Origin of the sequence: Kitasatospora sp. NPDC059827, from assembly GCF_042731675.1 — a bacterium.
In the GTDB taxonomy this organism is placed as follows: Bacteria; Actinomycetota; Actinomycetes; order Streptomycetales; family Streptomycetaceae; genus Kitasatospora.
In genome coordinates this window covers 1-17,441 of the sequence record NZ_JBHWIV010000099.1, presented here as the reverse complement: position 1 = coordinate 17,441, position 17,441 = coordinate 1, and the positions used below count along the sequence as shown (strand labels likewise).

General features: G+C 73.0%; 18 protein-coding genes. 13 read left to right on the top strand and 5 right to left on the bottom strand.

Annotation, left to right across the window (positions count from 1 at the left end; genetic code table 11):
* The first annotated feature begins 104 nt into the window (after positions 1–104).
* Positions 105–401: an MTH1187 family thiamine-binding protein gene (locus ACFV8H_RS36140; RefSeq protein WP_380408304.1), complete on the top strand. Its 297-nt coding sequence runs from the start codon at positions 105–107 to the stop codon at positions 399–401.
* Positions 402–404: 3 nt separating this feature from the next.
* On the opposite strand, the gene ACFV8H_RS36135 is transcribed toward ACFV8H_RS36140, so the two are convergent.
* Positions 405–872 carry a DoxX family protein gene (locus ACFV8H_RS36135; protein WP_380408302.1) on the bottom strand — a complete coding sequence of 156 codons (468 nt, stop codon included), beginning with the start codon at positions 870–872 and terminating at the stop codon, positions 405–407.
* Between the two features lie 157 nt (positions 873–1,029).
* Between ACFV8H_RS36135 and ACFV8H_RS36130 the strand changes: the two genes are divergently transcribed.
* The 6 genes from ACFV8H_RS36130 (at position 1,030) to ACFV8H_RS36105 (ending at position 7,509) form a co-directional block, all read left to right on the top strand.
* Positions 1,030–1,608 (top strand): TetR/AcrR family transcriptional regulator, encoded by a 579-nt coding sequence (locus tag ACFV8H_RS36130; protein WP_380408300.1) that lies wholly within the window; start codon positions 1,030–1,032, stop codon positions 1,606–1,608.
* A 154-nt stretch (positions 1,609–1,762) separates the two neighbouring features.
* The gene (locus ACFV8H_RS36125) at positions 1,763–3,271 is read left to right on the top strand and encodes an MFS transporter (protein WP_380408298.1); all 1,509 of its coding nucleotides are present in this window, start codon (positions 1,763–1,765) and stop codon (positions 3,269–3,271) included.
* Positions 3,268–4,029 (top strand): SDR family NAD(P)-dependent oxidoreductase, encoded by a 762-nt coding sequence (locus tag ACFV8H_RS36120; protein ID WP_380408297.1) that lies wholly within the window; start codon positions 3,268–3,270, stop codon positions 4,027–4,029. Before ACFV8H_RS36125 ends, ACFV8H_RS36120 begins: the two co-directional genes overlap by 4 nt.
* A 215-nt stretch (positions 4,030–4,244) precedes the next feature.
* A complete protein-coding gene (locus ACFV8H_RS36115; RefSeq protein WP_380408295.1) occupies positions 4,245–5,165 on the top strand; it encodes a carbohydrate ABC transporter permease in 921 nt (306 codons plus the stop codon).
* Positions 5,162–6,058 carry a carbohydrate ABC transporter permease gene (locus ACFV8H_RS36110; protein ID WP_380408294.1) on the top strand — a complete coding sequence of 299 codons (897 nt, stop codon included), beginning with the start codon at positions 5,162–5,164 and terminating at the stop codon, positions 6,056–6,058. Before ACFV8H_RS36115 ends, ACFV8H_RS36110 begins: the two co-directional genes overlap by 4 nt.
* A gap of 56 nt (positions 6,059–6,114) precedes the next feature.
* Positions 6,115–7,509: an ABC transporter substrate-binding protein gene (locus ACFV8H_RS36105; protein WP_380408293.1), complete on the top strand. Its 1,395-nt coding sequence runs from the start codon at positions 6,115–6,117 to the stop codon at positions 7,507–7,509.
* Positions 7,510–7,581: 72 nt separating this feature from the next.
* On the opposite strand, the gene ACFV8H_RS36100 is transcribed toward ACFV8H_RS36105, so the two are convergent.
* On the bottom strand, positions 7,582–7,851 hold the full coding sequence (locus ACFV8H_RS36100) for a helix-turn-helix domain-containing protein (RefSeq protein ID WP_380408291.1): 270 nt from the start codon (positions 7,849–7,851) through the stop codon (positions 7,582–7,584).
* Positions 7,852–7,937: 86 nt separating this feature from the next.
* Between ACFV8H_RS36100 and map the strand changes: the two genes are divergently transcribed.
* Positions 7,938–8,705 (top strand): type I methionyl aminopeptidase, encoded by a 768-nt coding sequence (gene map / locus ACFV8H_RS36095; protein WP_380408289.1) that lies wholly within the window; start codon positions 7,938–7,940, stop codon positions 8,703–8,705.
* A 60-nt stretch (positions 8,706–8,765) separates the two neighbouring features.
* Positions 8,766–9,191: an acyl-CoA thioesterase gene (locus ACFV8H_RS36090; protein WP_380408287.1), complete on the top strand. Its 426-nt coding sequence runs from the start codon at positions 8,766–8,768 to the stop codon at positions 9,189–9,191.
* Between the two features lie 59 nt (positions 9,192–9,250).
* On the opposite strand, the gene ACFV8H_RS36085 is transcribed toward ACFV8H_RS36090, so the two are convergent.
* Complete coding sequence (locus ACFV8H_RS36085) at positions 9,251–10,606, bottom strand: YibE/F family protein (RefSeq protein ID WP_380408285.1); 1,356 nt, start codon at positions 10,604–10,606, stop codon at positions 9,251–9,253.
* Between the two features lie 213 nt (positions 10,607–10,819).
* Between ACFV8H_RS36085 and ACFV8H_RS36080 the strand changes: the two genes are divergently transcribed.
* From ACFV8H_RS36080 to ACFV8H_RS36070, 3 genes are all read left to right on the top strand, one after another.
* On the top strand, positions 10,820–12,304 hold the full coding sequence (locus tag ACFV8H_RS36080; protein ID WP_380408283.1) for an alpha/beta hydrolase: 1,485 nt from the start codon (positions 10,820–10,822) through the stop codon (positions 12,302–12,304).
* Between the two features lie 161 nt (positions 12,305–12,465).
* A complete protein-coding gene (locus ACFV8H_RS36075; RefSeq protein ID WP_380408281.1) occupies positions 12,466–14,775 on the top strand; it encodes a transglycosylase domain-containing protein in 2,310 nt (769 codons plus the stop codon).
* 126 nt (positions 14,776–14,901) lie between these two features.
* The gene (locus tag ACFV8H_RS36070; protein ID WP_380408279.1) at positions 14,902–15,198 is read left to right on the top strand and encodes a hypothetical protein; all 297 of its coding nucleotides are present in this window, start codon (positions 14,902–14,904) and stop codon (positions 15,196–15,198) included.
* Positions 15,199–15,219: 21 nt separating this feature from the next.
* On the opposite strand, the gene ACFV8H_RS36065 is transcribed toward ACFV8H_RS36070, so the two are convergent.
* Together ACFV8H_RS36065 and ACFV8H_RS36060 are read right to left on the bottom strand one after the other, a co-directional pair.
* Entirely contained in the window at positions 15,220–15,855 is a 636-nt protein-coding gene (locus tag ACFV8H_RS36065) for a hypothetical protein (RefSeq protein WP_380408277.1), read from the bottom strand.
* Between the two features lie 4 nt (positions 15,856–15,859).
* Positions 15,860–16,408, bottom strand: coding sequence for an RBBP9/YdeN family alpha/beta hydrolase (locus ACFV8H_RS36060; RefSeq protein ID WP_380408275.1), 549 nt, complete (start codon positions 16,406–16,408; stop codon positions 15,860–15,862).
* A gap of 339 nt (positions 16,409–16,747) precedes the next feature.
* Between ACFV8H_RS36060 and ACFV8H_RS36055 the strand changes: the two genes are divergently transcribed.
* Positions 16,748–17,314 (top strand): DJ-1/PfpI family protein, encoded by a 567-nt coding sequence (locus ACFV8H_RS36055; RefSeq protein ID WP_380408273.1) that lies wholly within the window; start codon positions 16,748–16,750, stop codon positions 17,312–17,314.
* Positions 17,315–17,441 lie beyond the last annotated feature (127 nt).

The following is a 17,441-nucleotide window of genomic DNA, read 5'->3' as shown; positions in this document are numbered from 1 at the left end:
CCGGGGGGGGCGGTGGGTCCGCGGGCGTCCCTGGTGGGGGGGGCCGGGCCGGGGGGCCCCCCCCCCCGCGACCAGGTGTCGTCGGACGGCAAGGAGTGCAGACCGTGATCGCAGCTTTTTCGGTGACCCCGCTGGGGATCGGCGAGGACGTGGGGGAGGCGGTGGCCGCGGCCGTGCGGGTGGTGCGGGCGAGCGGGCTGCCGAACCGGACGGACGCGATGTTCACCAGCATCGAGGGGGAGTGGGACGAGGTGATGCCGGTGATCAGGGCGGCGATCGAGGCGGTGAAGGCCCACAGCGACCGGGTGAGCACGGTCATCAAGATCGACGACCGGGCCGGGGTCACCGACGGCCTCACCGCCAAGGTCGCCGCGGTCGAGCGGTACCTCGCGGAGGGCTGAGGCTCAGCCGGTCGAGGTGGGTTGGGGGCTGGACTCGGCGGCCGGCCGGCGGGCGGCGAGCAGCCGGTCGAGGGAGTACGGGCCGGAGCCGAGCACCGCGATGGCCAGGAAGGCCCAGCAGAACATCACCGAGGCCTCACCGCCGTTCTGCAGCGGCAGCAGGGCGTTCTCCTGGTGGACGGTGAAGTAGGCGTAGGCCATCGAGCCGGAGCAGAGCAGTGCGGCCGTCCTGGTGCCGCTACCGAGCAACACCAGGACACCGCCGATGAGTTGGATCAGTGCGGCCCACCAGCCGGGCCACTGGCCGGGCGGGATGCTGCCGCCGCCCTTGGCGCCGCCGAGGACGCCGAAGAGCGCGGCGGCGCCGTGGCAGGCGAAGAGCAGGCCGACGACGATCCGGAAGACCGTCAGGACGAACGGTCGCGCGGCCTCGACGGCCTGCCGGGGGTTCGGGGGGATGTGTGCGGGCATGCCGGAACGCCTCCTGCGGGTGTGGGGGAGAAGGAGGGATGGGGCGGTAAGGGTAGGCTTGGTCTAGTCCACTTGGCAATGCTCCGTCAGATAACGGTCTGGACCACTCCTCACCCTTTCTTGACCGAGCGGTCTCGAAAGGGCTACTGTTCCGTTCATGGCGCGGACCAAGGAATTCGACCCGGACACGGCGCTCCAGGCAGCTCTCGAACTGTTCTGGCAGCGCGGCTACGAGGCCACCTCGATGGCCGACCTGGTCGAAGGGCTGGGCATCGCCCGGGCCAGCATCTACGCGACCTTCGGCAGCAAGCACGAGCTCTACCTGCGCGCGCTGGAGCGCTACAACGAACAGCACGACCCCGGCCTGCTGGCCGAGCTGTCCCAGCCCGGACCGGTGCTGCCGGCCGTCCGTGCCCTGGTGCGCCGATACGCGGGAATGGGGGGCGAGGACCGCAGGCGCGGCTGCTTCATCACCAACACGGCCGTCGAACTCGCCCCGCACGACGAGGCGGCGGCCCGCCGGGTGGAGGTCAGCTACGACCACTTGGAGACGGCGCTGACCGCCGCCCTGCTGCGCGCCGGGGCCCAGGGCGAACTGCCCGCCGGGCGGGAGCCGCGGGCGCTGGCCCGGATGCTGGTGGTGCTGCTGCAGGGGATCCGGGTGGTGGGCAAGACCGCCGAGGGCGGGCCCCGGGTGCGCGACGCCGCCGAGCAGGCGCTGACGCTGCTGGACTGAGCGCCGGTCCGGACCGGAGGCCGACGGGGGTGCCTCCGGCTCGGTCGGCCCGGCGTCCTGCGCCGCCTTCCGTCGTACTTTGCCGTCTTCCGCCGTCTTTTGCTGTCTTGATTCTGGACCGAACGTTCTAAAAAATTTGGTGTGGGGGGAATCCATGAGTGTCACCACGACGGCGCGGGGGAGCTTCGCGCTGCTCGGTGTCGTCCAGGCAGTGCTGATCTTCACGATCATGATCCTCACCGTTCCGCTGCCCCTGGTCGCCCGGGAGCTCGGGCTCGGCCCGTCCGACGTCCTGCTGCTCAGCGCCGCGTACGGCCTCTCCTTCGCCGCCCTGCTGCTGCTCGGCGGGCGACTGACGGACCGTCACGGCGGTCGTCCGGTGCTCCGCTGGGGCCTGGCGCTGCTCGCCGCCGCCTCGGTCGCCTGCGCCCTCGCACCGGACTACCCCGTCCTGCTGGCGAGCCGCTTCGTCCAGGGCGCGGGCGCGGCCCTCACCGCCCCGGCGGCGGTCGCCGTGGTCCGCCGGCTGTACCCCGAACCCGCCGCCTACCGGCGGGCGATGGCCACCTGGGGCGGACTCTCGGTGCTCGGCGCGACGGCCGGCAGCGTGGTGTCGGGCCCGGTCAGCGCCGTGGTCTCCTGGCGCTGGCTGTTCGCGGTGCCCGTCGCGGTCGCGCTGGTCGGCCTGCTCCGCTCCGGCACCCTGCCCGAGCCCGTACCCGCCCCCGTCCCGGCATCCGGCCCCGACCCCGACCGTGAACCCGCCCCCACGCGCCGCCGCCCGACACTGGACCTGCGCGGCGCGCTCCTCGCCACCACCGGTGTCTGCGCGGCGAGTTACGCCCTGGTGGCGTCCACCGAGCACGGCTGGAGCAGCCCCGGCGTGCTCGCACCGTTCGCCGTCGGCGTGCTCCTGCTGCTCGCCTTCGCCGCCGCCGAACGCCGCACCGCCGACCCGCTGCTGCCGCCCGGCTTCCTCGCCGACCGCCGCCGGGCCACCGCCCTGGTCACCGTGATGGCGACCTCCGCGGGCACCGCCCTGGCCTTCGTGCTGCTCTCGCTCTACCTCCAGCAACTGCGCGGCTGGAGCGCGGCCGACACCTCCGCCGCGTTCGTGCCGTACGCGGTCGCCCTGCTGCTGTCCGGGCGGCTGGCCGGGCCGTTGATCGCCCGGTACGGTCCGGTGCCGGTCACCGCCGGGGGCCTCGCCCTGGAGGCGGCCGGGCTCGCCCTGCTGGCCGGGCTCGACCCCGCCAGCGGCTACCCCACCGGGTTGCTGCCCGGACTGCTCCTGCTGCCCGCCGGTGCCGCCGCGTCCTTCGCCGGGGCGGCCGTGCTCGCCACCGGCGGCGTGGCACCCGAACGCACCGGCCTGGCGGCGGGTGTCCTCAACACCGCCATGGAGCTCGGCCCCACCGCCGGGCTGGCCGCCCTGATGGCCCTCGCCGCCACCCGCCCGACCGTCGTCGGCGGCTACGCGGCGGCCTTCGCCGCGGCCGCCGCCGGGCTGGCCCTGACCGCCGTCGCGGTCGCGGTCCTGCCCCGGGGCGGTGCCACCGAGGCCACCAGCGAGGCCATCGCCGAGACCACCATCACGACCATCGCCCAGAGCACCACCCACACACCTGAATGCACCACTCGGACCAAGGAGTTCAGCTCATGAGCACGCGTTTCGCCGACAAGTCCGTCCTCATCACCGGCGGCGGCAGCGGTATCGGGCGGGGGATCGCGCTCGCCTTCGCCGGGGAGGGCGCCCGGGTCGCGGTCGCCGGGCGCAGCCTCGGCCCGCTGGCCGAGACCGTCGAGCTGATCGAGCGGGCCGGCGGCAAGGCCGTCGCGCTGACCGGCGATGTGACGAACAGCGAGGACGCCGCCCGGCTGGTCCGGGAGGTCGTCGAGCAGTTCGGCGGACTGGACGTCGCCGTCAACAACGCCGGGGTGTTCGGCGCGGCCGGTCCGGTCGCCGACATCGACGAGGACCAGTTCCGCTGGGTCTTCGAGGTCAACGTGACCGGCACCCTGCTGGCGATGAAACACCAGATCGGCCACATGCGGGCCCACGGCGGCGGGGCCATCGTCAACGTCTCGTCCAACCTGGGCGTCCACAAGCGGGCCGACGGCGCGGGCGCCTACAACGCCAGCAAGGCCGCCGTCACCGCGCTCACCCGCTCCGCCGCCCGTGACCACATCGGCGAGGGCGTGCGGATCAACACCGTCAGCCCGGGCCCGGTGGACACCCCGATGTCGACCCGCCCCGGCGAGAGCGACACCGCCAAGAGCGACCGGATGAAGGCCGAGGTCCCGGTCGGCCGGGCCGGCGCGGTCGCCGAGATCGCCGCCGCCGTGCTGTACCTGGCGTCGGACGAGGCGGGCTACACCGTCGGCGCCGACCTGGTGCTGGACGGCGGCGTCACCGCCTGAGCCCGCCCGTGACGGCTCCGACGACCCCTTCACCAAGGGGCCGTCGGAGCCGTTCGGCGTTTCTGGAGCGGCTGTTGCGCGCACGACCGGCCGAAATCTGACGCGAACGCGTAATCCCGGGGACACCGGTTGATCACCGCGGGGTTCCCGCGCCGTCGTTCGGGCAGGACACGGTTTCGGCCGGAACCAACACACGAAAGGCGGACGTGCCACCGATGCCGACCGCACCGCACCCCGTGCCCCTCGCGGGCCGTCGAAGCCGATGGGGCGAGCACGGGCTCGCCTGGGCCTTCCTGCTGCCCTCCCTGGTGGTCTTCGTCCTGTTCATCGGCTATCCGCTGGGACGGACGATCTACCTCAGCGGGCACGCCAACGACCTCTTCGGCGCGCCCTCCCGCTACGTCGGGTTCAAGCACTACACCGACCTGCTGGCCTCCGCCGACTTCGGCCGGACGCTGGTCACCACCGCGCTGTTCACCCTGCTCACCGTGGTGCCCGGGGTGCTCGGAGCGCTGGTGCTGGTGCTGCTGCTGGAGAACCGGATCCGGGGCGTACGGCTGTTGCGCTCCGCCTTCGCGCTGCCCTTCGCCTTCTCGGTGGCCAGCGCCTCGGTGGTCTTCGCGGTGTTCTACAACCCGGCCAGCGGGGTGCTGAACGGCCTGCTGTCGCACCTCGGCCTTGGGCCGGTCGGCTGGTTGACCGAATCCCGGTACGCACTGTTCTCGGTGGCCCTGACCACGGTCTGGATGAACCTCGGCTACAACGTGCTGGTGCTCTCGGCGGGCATCGGCTCGATCCCCGGCGAGGTCGTCGAGGCGGCCCGGATCGACGGCGCCTCCGGCCTGCGGCTGGCCCGCTCGATCACCGTCCCGATGCTCGGCCCGAACCTGTTCTTCCTGACGGTGGTCTCCACCGTCCACGCACTGCAGAGTTTCGGCCAGATCCACATCCTCACCAAGGGCGGGCCGGACGGCTCCACCCGGACCCTGGTCTACTCCGTCTACGAGAAGGCCTTCGCCTACGGCTCCAGCGACTTCGGCACGGCGAGCGCCCAGGCCGTGGTGCTGCTGCTGGTCGTCCTCGCCTGCACGGCCGTCCAGTTCGGCGTCCTGGAGCGGAAGGTGCACTACGCATGAGCACGGTCGTCACCGAGTCCGAGGTCCGGGTCGATCCGCCCCGCCCGCGGGTCCGCCCCCTCGCCGGACGCTCCCCGCGCGACCTGCTGGGCCGCGCCGCCGTCTACCTGCTGCTCGCCGTCGCCGTGGTCACGGTGGCCTTCCCGGTGTACTACGCGGTGGTCGGCGCCTTCATGGAGCCGTCCGAACTCTCCTCCTACCCACCCGCGTTGGTGCCCCACGCGGTGACCGGCCGGAACTTCTCCGGCGCGGTGGACACCATCCCGCTGTTCCGGCAGTACGCCAACTCGGCGATCACCGCCACCGCCATCACCCTCGCCCAGCTGGTCACCTCGATCCTGGCCGCGTATGCCTTCGTCTTCCTGCCGATGAAGGCGCGGGCCGCGGTGTTCGGGCTGTTCCTGGCGACGCTGATGGTCCCCTGGGAGGCCATCATCATCCCCAACTACCTGACGCTGTCGGGCTGGGGCCTCGGCAACACCTACTTCGGCCTGGTGCTGCCGTTCCTCGCCTCCGGCTTCGGCACCTTCATGCTGCGCCAGGCCTTCCGCCAACTGCCCGGCGAACTGCGCGACGCGGCGCGGATCGACGGCGCCGGGCACTGGCGGTTCCTGTGGCGGATCGTCGTGCCGCTCAACAAGCCGGCCCTGGCCGCGCTGTCGATCTACGTCTTCCTGTCGGCCTGGAACCAGTACTTCTGGCCGCTCATCATCACCCGCACCGCCGAGATGCAGACCCTGCAGATCGGCCTCACCTCGCTGCGCGACGCCGAGATGGCCGACCCCGGCCTGATCCTGGCCGGCGTGGTGCTCTCCCTGCTGCCCACCCTCGCCCTGGTGGTCTTCGGCCAGCGCTTCATCGTCCGCGGCCTCACCGCGGGCGCCGTCCGCTGAGCCGCGCCGTACCGGACCGTCCGTTCCGCTTCCGCTTCAAAGAAAGAGAAACCCTCGTGAAGAAGAGTGCACGCGCGCTCGCGGCCCTGCTGGTGGCCGGCCTGTCCCTGACCGCCTGCAGCTCCAGCGGCTCGGACGCCGGCTCGGGCGGTTCCGCCGATGCCGGGGCGCCCGGTGCCCAGGCGCTCGACCAGGCCTCCGGCGTCACCACCGTCGAGTTCTGGCACTCGATGACCGGCAAGAACGCCGACGTGCTGAACGGCCTGGTGAAGGACTTCAACGCGGCCCACCAGGGCAAGATCGAGGTCAAGGCGCAGTTCCAGGGCAAGTACGACGAGCTGGTCACCAAGTACAAGGCCGCGGTGCAGCAGAAGGGCACCCCCGCCCTGGTGCAGGTCTACGACATCGGCACCCGGTTCATGATCGACTCCAAGCAGACCGTCCCCGCCCAGGCCTTCGCGGACAAGGACGGCTACTCGCTGGACGACCTCGACCCCAACATCCGCAACTACTACTCGGCCAACGGCAAGCTGGTCTCGATGCCGTTCAACTCCTCGATGCCGCTGCTCTACCTGAACACCGACGCCTTCAAGGAGGCCGGCCTCGACCCGGCGCAGCCGCCGAAGGACCTCAACGAGCTCGGCGACCTGGCCAAGAAGCTGACCAAGAAGGACGCCGACGGCAAGACCGTCCGCTACGGCTTCGGCGCGGCCATCTACGGCTGGTTCGTCGAGGAGCTGCTCGCCGAGTCCGGCACCATGTACTGCGACAACGACAACGGCCGCAGCAACAAGGCGGGCAAGGTCGTGTTCGACTCCGCCCAGGGCGCGCAGATCGTCCAGTGGTGGGCCGACCTCGTCAAGGGCGGCTACGCGGCCAACACGGGCCGGGTCACCGACGACGCCCAGGCCGCTTTCAAGTCCGGCACGGTCGCCATGCACCTGGAGTCCACCGGCGTGCTGCGCGGCTACACCGAGGCCGCCAAGTTCGGCGTCGGCACCGCGCCCTTCCCGAAGGTGACGGCCGCCGACCAGGGCGGCCCGGCGATCGGCGGCGCCTCGCTGTGGATCAGCGGCCCCGGCCACTCGGACGCCGAGAAGCGGGCCGCCTGGGAGTTCGAGAAGTTCGCCACCAGCCCCGAGCAGCAGGCCGTGTGGCACACCGGCACCGGCTACTTCCCGGTCAACAAGAAGTCCCTGGACGACCCCAAGGACAAGGAGTGGGTCGGCAAGTACCCGCAGTTCCAGACGGCCATCGACCAGTTGAAGGCCACCAAGCCGACCCCGGCCACCGCCGGCTGCCTGCTCGGCGTGATGCCGCAGGCCCGCAAGGGCGTGGAGACGGCCATCGAGCAGACCGTGGCCGGCAGCAAGACCGCCCAGCAGGCGCTCGCCGACGCGGCCAAGGAGCTCCAGTCCGCGATCGAGAGCTACAACAGCTCGGTCGGCTGACCACCCTCCGCGAACGACGGCCCGCCCGGCGCACCCCGCGCCCGGCGGGCCGTCCCCCGTTCCGGGCCCGTCCTACGCGGAGAGGGCGGTGTCGTCCTCGGGCAGCGCGCAGGCGCCCGCCAGCTCGTCCAGCGACAGGTCCAGCGCGAACGCCAGCGCCGCGATGGTGAAGAACGACGGCGTCGGCGCCCGCCCGGTCTCGATCTTGCGCAGCGTCTCCGCCGAGACACCGGCCACCGCCGCCACCTCGACCATGCTGCGCTCGCCACGCGCCTCGCGCAGCAGCGCCCCGAAGCGCTCCCCACGCTCGCGCTCCCACGGGGTCAGCGGAGTCCTCACCATGCCGTCGAGTGTAGGGCGCCCGCCCCCTCCGGGGAACCGTGATACAAATACCGGTATAAGAATTGGATCCAGGGGAGAGGTTCACCATGGTCGAACTCAAGTCGGACGCCGCCCTCGACGCGATGCGCGAGGCCGGGCGGGTGGTCGCCAACGCGCTGGCGGCCGTGCAGCGGGAGGCGGCGGCGGGCGTGAGCCTGCTGGAGCTGGACGAGGCGGCGCGGGGGGTGCTCACGGCCGCCGGGGCGACCTCGCCCTTCCTCGGGTACCGGCCCGCCTTCGCGCCGGTGCCCTTCCCCGCCGTCATCTGCGCCTCGGTGAACGACGCGGTCGTGCACGGCGTCCCGGACGGCTACCGGCTGCGCGACGGCGACCTGGTGAGCATCGACTGCGGGGCCGTCCTGGACGGCTGGTGCGGCGACTCCGCCGTCAGCTTCACCGTCGGCCCCGCCCGGCCCGAGGACGCCGAGCTGATCGACGCCACCCGGCGCGCCCTGGAGGCCGGGATCGCCGCCGCCGTGGTCGGCAACCGGATCGGCGACATCGCCCACGCCGTCGGCTCGGTGGCCCGCTCCGGACGGTACGGGCTGCTCGACGGCTACGGCGGCCACGGCATCGGCCGCCGGATGCACGAGGACCCGCACGTCCCCAACGAGGGCCGCCCCGGCCGCGGTTACCCGCTGCGCCCGGGCCTGGTGCTGGCCATCGAGCCGATGCTGACGGCCGGCGGCCGCGACGACTACGACACCGACCCGGACGGCTGGACCCTGCGCACCACCGACGGCAGCCGGGCCGCGCACATCGAGCACACCGTCGCCGTCACCGAGGACGGTCCGCGGATCCTCACCCTGCCGTAGTCCCCGGCGGGTGACGGACGTTACGCCGTCCCGCCCGTCCCACCGGAGTACCGTGCGGGCATGACCGATCAGGACTTCACCACACGGGTCACCGTACGCGGGTACGAGACCGACACCCAGGGCCACCTGAACCAGGCCGTCTACCTGCAGTACGCCGAGCACGCCCGCTGGGAGTACCTCCACGCGGCCGGCATCCGCCAGGCCGAGCTGGTGGCCAAGGGCGTGGGCCCGGTCGTCCTGGAGACCACGGTGAAGTACCTGCGGGAGCTGCGCGCCGGGGACACGGTGGAGATCAGCTGCGCGTTCGTCTGGCGAGGGGGCAAGACCTTCCAGGTGGTGCAGCGGCTGACCCGCGAGGACGGCGTGCTCGCCGCGGAGGTCACCGGCGTGGGCGGCATCCTCGACCTGGTGGCCCGCCGGCTGGTCGCCGACCCGCGCGAGCCGCTGCGCGCCCTCGCCTCGGACCCGGGACTGCTCGGCCTCTGACCTCCCGTCCGCCTGCCCCGCGCCGGGGCGTCAGACGGGCCGGCGCCGGTGCCGGGGCGTCAGGCGGGCCGGTGCCGCCCGGCGGGCACGGGCGCCGTCCGGGGGTGGTCGGCGGCGGCGATCAGCGCGGCCAGCCCGGTGGTGACCGGCACCGCCGCGACCAGTCCGATGCTGCCGACCAGGGTGCGGGCGATCTCCTCGGCCACCAGTTCGCTGGTGGCCACCGACACCAGCGTCCGGTGCGCGACGGAGAACAGCAGGAGCAGCGGCAAGGCGGCCCCCGCGTAGGCGAGCACCAGGGTGTTGACGGTCGAGGCGATGTGGTCGCGGCCGATCCGCATGCCGGTCCGGTACAGCCGGCCGGCGCCCATCGTCGGGTCGGCCTCGTGCAGTTCCCAGATCGCCGAGGTCTGGGTGACCGTCACGTCGAACAGCACGCCGAGCGAGCCGATCACGAACCCGGCGAGCAGCAGGCCGCGGATCTCGATGCCGGGGTAGAGGCCGTGGACCAGCCCGGTCTCCTCCGAGGTGTCGCCGGTCAGCTGCGCCCAGGCGGCGAAGAGCAGGCTGAGCACCCCGATCAGGACCAGCGACGCCAGGGTTCCGAGCACCGCCACCGAGGTGCGCGCGGAGAGTCCGTGGCACAGGTAGAGGGCGATCAGCATGATCGCGCTGGCGCCGACGATCGCCACCAGCAGCGGGTCCGAACCCCGGAGGATGGCGGGCAGGATGAACAGCGACAGCACGGCGAAGCTGATCGCCAGCGCGAACAGCGCGGCGACCCCGCGCCAGCGGCCGATCACCACCACGACGACGGCGAACAGCCCGGCGAGCACGCCCATCGGGAGGTTCCGGTCCACGTCGACGACGCTGTAGCGCAGCTCCACCGGGGCGTTCGGCGCGTAGGTGAGGACGACCCGCTCGCCGACCTCGTAGCGCCGCGACTCGGACGGGTGGACGACCACCGTGAAGGTGCGGCCCCGGTCCGGGCCGTCGGTGACCTCGACGGTCTCCTGCCGGCAGGTGCCCCGGTCGGCGGGGCCGGGTGCTGCGGCGCCGGGTGCTGTGGTGCCCTGGTCGGCGGGGCCGAGGTCGGCGCAGGGCAGTTCCTGGATCCGGGTGACCAGGCCCTGCCGGATCTGCTGGTCGAAGCCGACCCCGGTGTGCTGGTGGGCCGGGACCCCGCCCGGCCAGAGCACCACCAGGCCGACGGCGACGGCGACCGCGAACGGGATCAGCACGGCCGCGACCACCGTGCGCAGACGGGCGGAGACCGGCGCGGCAGGCCCGTGGGCGTGGCCGTGGGCGTGCCCCACGGGCGCGGCGGGCCCCTCGTGCCGGTGCTGCTGCGCCTCGTGCTCGTGATCGTGCTCGTGCACGAGCGCGTTCCCGTCGTGCGGGTTCCCTGCCGTCACCTCACGCCTCCTCAGTTCTCCTCCACAGCACCCGAAATCATCGGCGTCCGGCCCGCCGTCACCCCGCAGGACACGAACGGTCGGCGCGCCGCCGCTCGGCCGGACAAGGCCTAGGTGCGGGGCGGCCCCGTCCGCCGTCGGGGGATTACCCCACCCCCGATCGACCGGCTGGCGGCATGGGCCCGATTCCCCTGCCGCAGCAGACTCTTGGGCATGTCGAAGCTCACCGGTACCACCCTCGCCACGCTGGCCGTCACCGTGCTGACCGCCCTTCCCGCTGCCGCCGCCGTCCCGGAGCACTCCGGCGCGGGCGGCCTCGACTGGACCACCTGCCAGGGCCGGGTCGACCCCCGCCAGCAGTGCGCCGACCTCACCGTCCCCCTGGACTACAACGACCCGGACGGCCGACAGATCACGCTCGCCGTCTCCCGGATCGCCACCGCCAAGCCGGGCCTGCGCCGCGGTGTGCTGCTGACCGTGCCCGGCGGGCCGGGCGGTTCCGGGATCGGCCTCCCGACGAGCGCCGTCGGGCGCCTCCCGCAGTCCGTCCTGGACCGCTACGACCTGGTCGGCTTCGACCCGCGCGGCGTCGGCGGCTCCACCCCGGTCAGCTGCGGTCTGGACCACTCCGACCTGGCGATGGTCAAGCTGCGCCCCCGGCCGGCCGCCGACGGCTCGATCGACACCAACCTGGCCACCGCCCGCCGGGTCGCCGAGACCTGTGCGCGCAACGGGGGACCGGTGCTGCGCAGCATCTCCACCGCCAACGAGGCCCGCGACATCGACCGGATCCGCCAGGCCCTCGGCGAGCGCAAGCTCTCCGCCTGGGGCACCTCGTACGGCACCTACGCGGGCGCCGTCTACGCCACCATGTTCCCCGGGCGCACCGACCGGATCGTGCTGGACAGCAACGACGACCCGGACCCGTCGAAGGTCGGCCGCGGCTGGCTGGCCGCCTTCGGCCAGGGCGCGGAGGACCGCTTCCCCGACTTCGCCGCGTGGGCCTCGGCGCCGGACAACCCGGACCGGGTCGCGGACACCCCCGAGCAGGTGCGCCCGCTGTTCCTGGACCTCGCCGCCCGGCTGGACGCGGCCCCGCTGCCCTGGCCCGGCGCCAACCCGGCCGAGCTGAGCGGCAACGTGCTGCGCGAGTCCATGCTGAACAGCCTGTACGCGGACGCCAAGTTCCCCGACCTGGCCCGGCTGATGCTGGCGGGCCTCGGCCGCCGCCCGCTGCCCGCCCCGGTGGTGCCGCCCGACGCGGCGGTGCAGAACACCCTCGCGGTCTCCGTCGGCACGCTCTGCAACGACGTCCGCTGGCCCGCCGACCCGGCGGCCTACGCCAAGGACACGGCGGCCGACCGGGTCGCCCGGCCGCTCACCGCGGGCATGCCGGTGAACGTGATGCCCTGCGCCTTCTGGCCGTTCGCGCCCGCCGAGCCGCCGGTGCGGGTGACCGGCCGGGGCCCGGCGAACGTCCTGCTGGCGCAGAACCTGCGCGACCCGGCCACCCCGTACTCCGGTGCGCTCAAGCTGCGGGCGGCGTTCGGCGACCGGGCGCGGATGGTGACGGTCGACTCCGGCGGCCACGACGTCTACCTCGCGAACGGGAACGCCTGCGGCGACGCGGTGGTGACGGACTTCCTGGTGACGGGCCGCCGCCCGGCCGAGGACGTGTACTGCCCGGCCGCCGACTGACGCCGAGGGGGGAGGAGCAACGGGCCGTGGACGAACGGCCCTTGCTTCTGCGTGTACCCACGTTCGACCCTCACACATGAGTCGAACCTGTCGCGATTTTGTGACAATAGTTCGCCAACAGGCCCCCCACGGTGGGGATTCACGGCCGTAATGTTCGAACTATGTCACCGAAGAGCCGCATACCTGCCCCGGACCCGGGCGACACCTGGGTCCCGCGCCCGAGGCGCCGTGAGACCCCGCTCGGAATCCTGCGCCATGCGGCCACCTTCCTCGGCTCCAGCGTGCTGGGCGGCGTCCTGCTGGCGGGGCTGATCCTCCCGGGGGCGGGCGCGATGGGCCTGGGCGCCAAGAGCGGCGCCGAGGGCTTCGAGAGCATCCCCGACGACTTCAAGACCCCGCCGCTCACCCAGGCGACCCAGATCTACGACGCCAAGGGCGGCCTGATCGCCAAGGTCTACGAGCGCGACCGCACCGTCCTGACCGCCGAGCAGATGTCGCCGCTGATCCGCAAGGCCCAGGTGGACATCGAGGACGCGCGCTTCTACGAGCACGGCGCCGTCGACCTCAAGGGCGTGCTGCGGGCGATCACCAAGAACGCGGAGAGCGGCGCCGCGGTGCAGGGCGCCTCCACCCTCACGCAGCAGTACGTGAAGAACGTCAACGTCGAGATGGCCGGGGACGACCCGGTGGCGGTGCGCGAGGCGCAGCGCAAGACCCTGGGCCGCAAGATCCAGGAACTGCGGTACGCCATCAAGCTGGAGGAGGACCTCTCCAAGGAGCAGATCCTCACCAACTACCTGAACATCACCTTCTACGGCCACCAGGCGTACGGCATCCAGGCCGCCTCCCAGCGGTACTTCAGCAAGGACGCCAAGGACCTCACCCTCCCCGAGGCGGCGATGCTCGCCGGGCTGGTGCAGAACCCCACCCAGTACGACCCGAAGCTGCACCCGGTGGCCGCGCAGAAGCGCCGGGACACCGTCATCGACAAGATGGTGGAGAACAAGCACATCACCGTCCAGCAGGCGGCCGAGGCGAAGGCCGCCCCGCTGGGCCTCAACTACAAGGAACCGCAGAACGGTTGCATCACCGCCCAGGCCGGCATGGGCTTCTTCTGCGACTACGTGCGCCACGTGGTCAAGCAGGACCCGGCCTACGGCAAGAGCGCCGCCGAGCGCAAGAAGCTGTGGGACACCGGCGGGTTGAACATCTACACCACGCTGGACCCGGACAAGCAGGCCGCCGCGCAGAACGCCGTCTCCACCAAGGTGTACGTCACCGACCCGGTCTCGGCGGCGATGACGATGGTCGAGCCGGGCACCGGCAAGATCCTGGCGATGGCCCAGACCCGCCCGTACGGCCTGGCGAAGGAGAAGAACCAGACCGTCGTCAACCTCAACGTGGACGCGGCGATGGGCGGGGGCATCGGATTCCAGCCCGGCTCCAACTTCAAGCCGATCGTGGCCGCCGCCGCCCTGGAGGCCGGCCTGTCGCCGACCCAGCAGTACGACTCGCCGAACCGGATGGACTGGCCGACGATGAAGACCTGCGACGGCACCTGGAAGAACCTCAGCAAGGGCAAGAAGGAGGGGACGATCCCCAACGAGAGCCCGAGCGAGAAGGGGCCGTACCAGCTCAAGCAGGCGATGGCGCTCTCGGTCAACACCTACTTCGTGCAGATGGAGCAGGAGATCGGGCTCTGCGCCGTCAAGCAGATGGCCAACAAGCTGGGCGTGACCGGCAAGGCGAGCGGCGACCCGTTGCAGGAGGTGCCCGCCCTCGGCCTGGGCACCCAGGAGGTCAGCCCGCTGACCATGGCCAACGTCTACGCGACCTTCGCCGCCCGGGGCTCCTACTGCGCGCCGGTGGCGATCAACCGGATCACCACGGTGGCCGGCAAGGACGTGCCGGTGGCCCCGGCCCGCTGCGACCAGGTGATGTCCCCGGACACCGCCGACGTGATCAACAGCGTGCTGCTCGGAGTGACCGAGAAGGGCGGCACCGCGCGGGACCTCCGGCTGGACGACGACCGCCAGATCGCGGGCAAGACCGGCACCACGGACGAGAAGAAGTCGGCCTGGTTCACCGGCTACACCGGCAACCTGGCCGGCTCGGTCTGGCTGGGCAGCCCGGGCGTCAAGGTGCCGATGCGCAACATCCGGATCGGCGGCCAGTACCAGCCCGAGGTGTTCGGGGCGACCGGCCCGGGGCCGATCTGGCAGCAGGCCATGAGCGACGCCGTGCGGTCCATGCCCGAGCAGGACTTCACCACGGTCCACATCCCGGACCCGGTCCGCCCGACCCCCGGGTGCGGCACCCCCACCGGCTCGCCGTCCTCGGCGACCTGCACGGGGGCGCCCGGCCCGGGCTCGACCGGCCGCCCGCGCGGCAACTCCCCGTCGGACGGCGGCACGACCGGCCGCTCGGCCCCCACCACCCCGCCGGACTCCCAGGACCCTTCGGACCAGTGAGGCCCCGGCGCCCTGCCCTCCTGCCCTTCCTGCCCGCCTGCCCTTCCCGGCCTCCTGACGCCCGCGGCCCCGCATGAGTACCCGTACTCGTGCGGGGCCGCGGCCCGTCGGCGGACGATGGGCGCCATGCCGCACAGCTTCCTCGGCGTCCCCGCCGTCCTCTGGCCCTCGATCGGCTACCTGGCCGGTTACCTGGTGATCGCCGTCGCCGCCGCCCGTGAACTGCGCGGCGGGGTGAGCGCGGCCAACGCCGTCCGGCAGTGGACGGCGGTGGTGTGGACGATGCCGGGGTTCCTGCTCTCGATGGCCGTCAACCCGTTCCCGGACGGCACGGCGGCCCGCTTCCTGTCCGCCACCGCGCTCGGCGCGGCGGGCAACGCGGCCCTGCTGGCGCTCACCGCCCACGCGCTCGGGCTGCGCTGACGCCTCCCGCCGAAGTCGGCGCTACCGTGCCTCGACCGGCTCGCCGGTGTCCTGGTCGAGGTTGAACACCCGCCGGTAGGAGTCGGTGACCACGGTGATCCGGGTGCGCCCCGTCCAACTCGCCGTCACCAGCCGGGCGTCGTCCGGGCCGCCGCCGACGTCCGCCAGCAGCCAGCGCCGGGCCGACCAGCCCTGCCCGCTCTCCAGCAGCACCTGCCAGTGCTCACCGGCCTGCGGCCCGGAGTCGTACGAGCGGTGCACCACCACCAGCGAGCGCTCCGCACCGGCCGGCGCGTCCTCCCGGCTGCGGCTCTCGGCCGCCGACACCTTGTGCGCGGCCAGCACGCCGAGCAGGAACACCACCCCGGCGGTCACCGTGACCGCCCGGGTGGCGGCCCGTACGGCGGTGCGGCGGTCGCTCAGCCAGGCGGCCGCGATCAGCGCGCCGAGCGCGCCGCCGAGCATCAGCTCCGGCCGGTTCAGCAGGTCGGCGACCAGCATCAGTCCGCCCGAGCGGCTCTCCCACTGGCCCTCGGTGTACAGCAGGACGGCCGCCGCCCCCGCGGCGAGCAGCAGTCGGGCCAGCAGCCGCCTGGCCCGTGGCGACCGGCGGCGCCGGTACCGCTCCGTCCACTCGTCCATCGTCCCCCCGGTCATCTGCTCACAGCTCCATGAGGAGTTTCCGGCCCTCCGGCCAGTCGCCCAGCCCGGAGTCCGCGTTGAGGTGCCCGTACGCGCCCGGCTCGACGTAACGGGAGCCCCAGGCCCGGGCGAACTCCCGGGCCCGCTCCGGGGTGATCCACGGGTCGTCGGTGGAGGAGACCACGACGGTCGGGAACGGGAGGCGCTCCAGCGTCACCGGCCGGAAGCCCGACACCTCCGGCACGTCGGCGTTGTCCACGTCGGCGGGGGCGACCAGCAGCGCGCCCCGCACGGCGGCGGTCCGCTCGGCGGACGCACCGGCCGCCCAGTCGGCGGCGGTGACGCAGCCCAGGCTGTGCGCCACCAGCACCACCGGCCCGTCGGCGGCGGCCGCGGCCACCGCCGCGTCCACCCGCGCCACCCAGTCCGCCCGGTCCGGGTGGTCCCAGTCGGCCTGCTCGACCCGGCGGAAGGCCTCCGGGTCGGCGGCCTCCCAGCGGGTCTGCCAGTGCTCCGGGCCCGAACTCTGGTACCCGGGGAGAACGAGGTAGGTCGTGCGGTCGGTCATGAGCTCCTCCGGGGCGGTTCCGGCCGCGGCCGGTGGACGGCCGGTGGACGGGTCGTGGACGGTCGGTGGGCAGGCAGCACGAGAGTCTAGGCCTCGCCCGCAACCTCCCCACAGCCGGGCGCCCCACCCACCCCCGCCCCCGGCCCTACCCGCCCTCGCCCTCGGCGCGCACGGCCTGCGACCGGCGCGCGCGCCGGGTGGTGCGCCGCTGTACGCCTGGTGCGCCCTGTTGCCAACGGCGCGGCCGGTACGGGAGGTTGGTGCGGGCCCGGGTGCGGCGGCCACCGCGCCCGGGCCCGTACCAGGACCGAGGTTCGATCACGTGGAGGGATGTCGGCGATGACATCGAAGATCCTGCTCGTCACCGGGGACGCCGCCGAGTCGTTGGAGGTGTTCTACCCGTACCAGCGGTTGCGCGAGGAGGGCTACCAGGTCGACATCGCCGCCCCGACCAAGAAGCGCCTGCAGTTCGTGGTGCACGACTTCGTGGACGGCTACGACACCTACACGGAGAAGCCCGGGTACACCTGGCCCGCCGACCTCGCCTTCGCCGACGTCGACCCGGCCGACTACGTCGCCCTGGTGATCCCCGGCGGCCGCGCGCCCGAGTACCTGCGCAACGACCCGGACGTGCAGCGGATCGCCCGGCACTTCTTCGCCGGGGACAAGCCCGTCGCGCAGATCTGCCACGGCCCGCTGATCACCGCCGCCGCCGGGGTGCTCGACGGCCGCCGTACCTCCGCCTACCCCGCGCTCGCCCCGGACATCAAGGCGGCGGGCGCCGAGTTCGTGGAGGGCGAGGCGGTGGTGGACGGCGTGGTCGTCTCGGCCCGCGCCTGGCCCGACCACCCGGCCTGGCTGCGCGCCTTCATCGAGGTCCTGCGCACCAAGGCCCCGGTGTCCTGACCCACCGCTAGGGTCCGTCTTCAAACTCCCGTCTGCGGGCCGACGCTCCCCCAGCCTTCGGCCGGGAGGTACCCCCAGGGCACAAGCGCGCCTCGCCGCGTTGTCGTCGGTCGCCAATGCGCTGCAT

Bases quoted from the DNA above. Each gene is read 5' to 3' on its own strand.
- ACFV8H_RS36135 (WP_380408302.1), bottom strand. From the start codon at position 872: ATGCCCGCACACATCCCCCCGAACCCCCGGCAGGCCGTCGAGGCCGCG.
- ACFV8H_RS36130 (WP_380408300.1), top strand. From the start codon at position 1,030: ATGGCGCGGACCAAGGAATTCGACCCGGACACGGCGCTCCAGGCAGCT.
- ACFV8H_RS36125 (WP_380408298.1), top strand. From the start codon at position 1,763: ATGAGTGTCACCACGACGGCGCGGGGGAGCTTCGCGCTGCTCGGTGTC.
- ACFV8H_RS36120 (WP_380408297.1), top strand. From the start codon at position 3,268: ATGAGCACGCGTTTCGCCGACAAGTCCGTCCTCATCACCGGCGGCGGC.
- ACFV8H_RS36115 (WP_380408295.1), top strand. From the start codon at position 4,245: ATGCCGACCGCACCGCACCCCGTGCCCCTCGCGGGCCGTCGAAGCCGA.
- ACFV8H_RS36110 (WP_380408294.1), top strand. From the start codon at position 5,162: ATGAGCACGGTCGTCACCGAGTCCGAGGTCCGGGTCGATCCGCCCCGC.
- ACFV8H_RS36100 (WP_380408291.1), bottom strand. From the start codon at position 7,851: ATGGTGAGGACTCCGCTGACCCCGTGGGAGCGCGAGCGTGGGGAGCGC.
- map (WP_380408289.1), top strand. From the start codon at position 7,938: ATGGTCGAACTCAAGTCGGACGCCGCCCTCGACGCGATGCGCGAGGCC.
- ACFV8H_RS36090 (WP_380408287.1), top strand. From the start codon at position 8,766: ATGACCGATCAGGACTTCACCACACGGGTCACCGTACGCGGGTACGAG.
- ACFV8H_RS36080 (WP_380408283.1), top strand. From the start codon at position 10,820: ATGTCGAAGCTCACCGGTACCACCCTCGCCACGCTGGCCGTCACCGTG.
- ACFV8H_RS36075 (WP_380408281.1), top strand. From the start codon at position 12,466: ATGTCACCGAAGAGCCGCATACCTGCCCCGGACCCGGGCGACACCTGG.
- ACFV8H_RS36070 (WP_380408279.1), top strand. From the start codon at position 14,902: ATGCCGCACAGCTTCCTCGGCGTCCCCGCCGTCCTCTGGCCCTCGATC.
- ACFV8H_RS36065 (WP_380408277.1), bottom strand. From the start codon at position 15,855: ATGACCGGGGGGACGATGGACGAGTGGACGGAGCGGTACCGGCGCCGC.
- ACFV8H_RS36060 (WP_380408275.1), bottom strand. From the start codon at position 16,408: ATGACCGACCGCACGACCTACCTCGTTCTCCCCGGGTACCAGAGTTCG.
- ACFV8H_RS36055 (WP_380408273.1), top strand. From the start codon at position 16,748: ATGACATCGAAGATCCTGCTCGTCACCGGGGACGCCGCCGAGTCGTTG.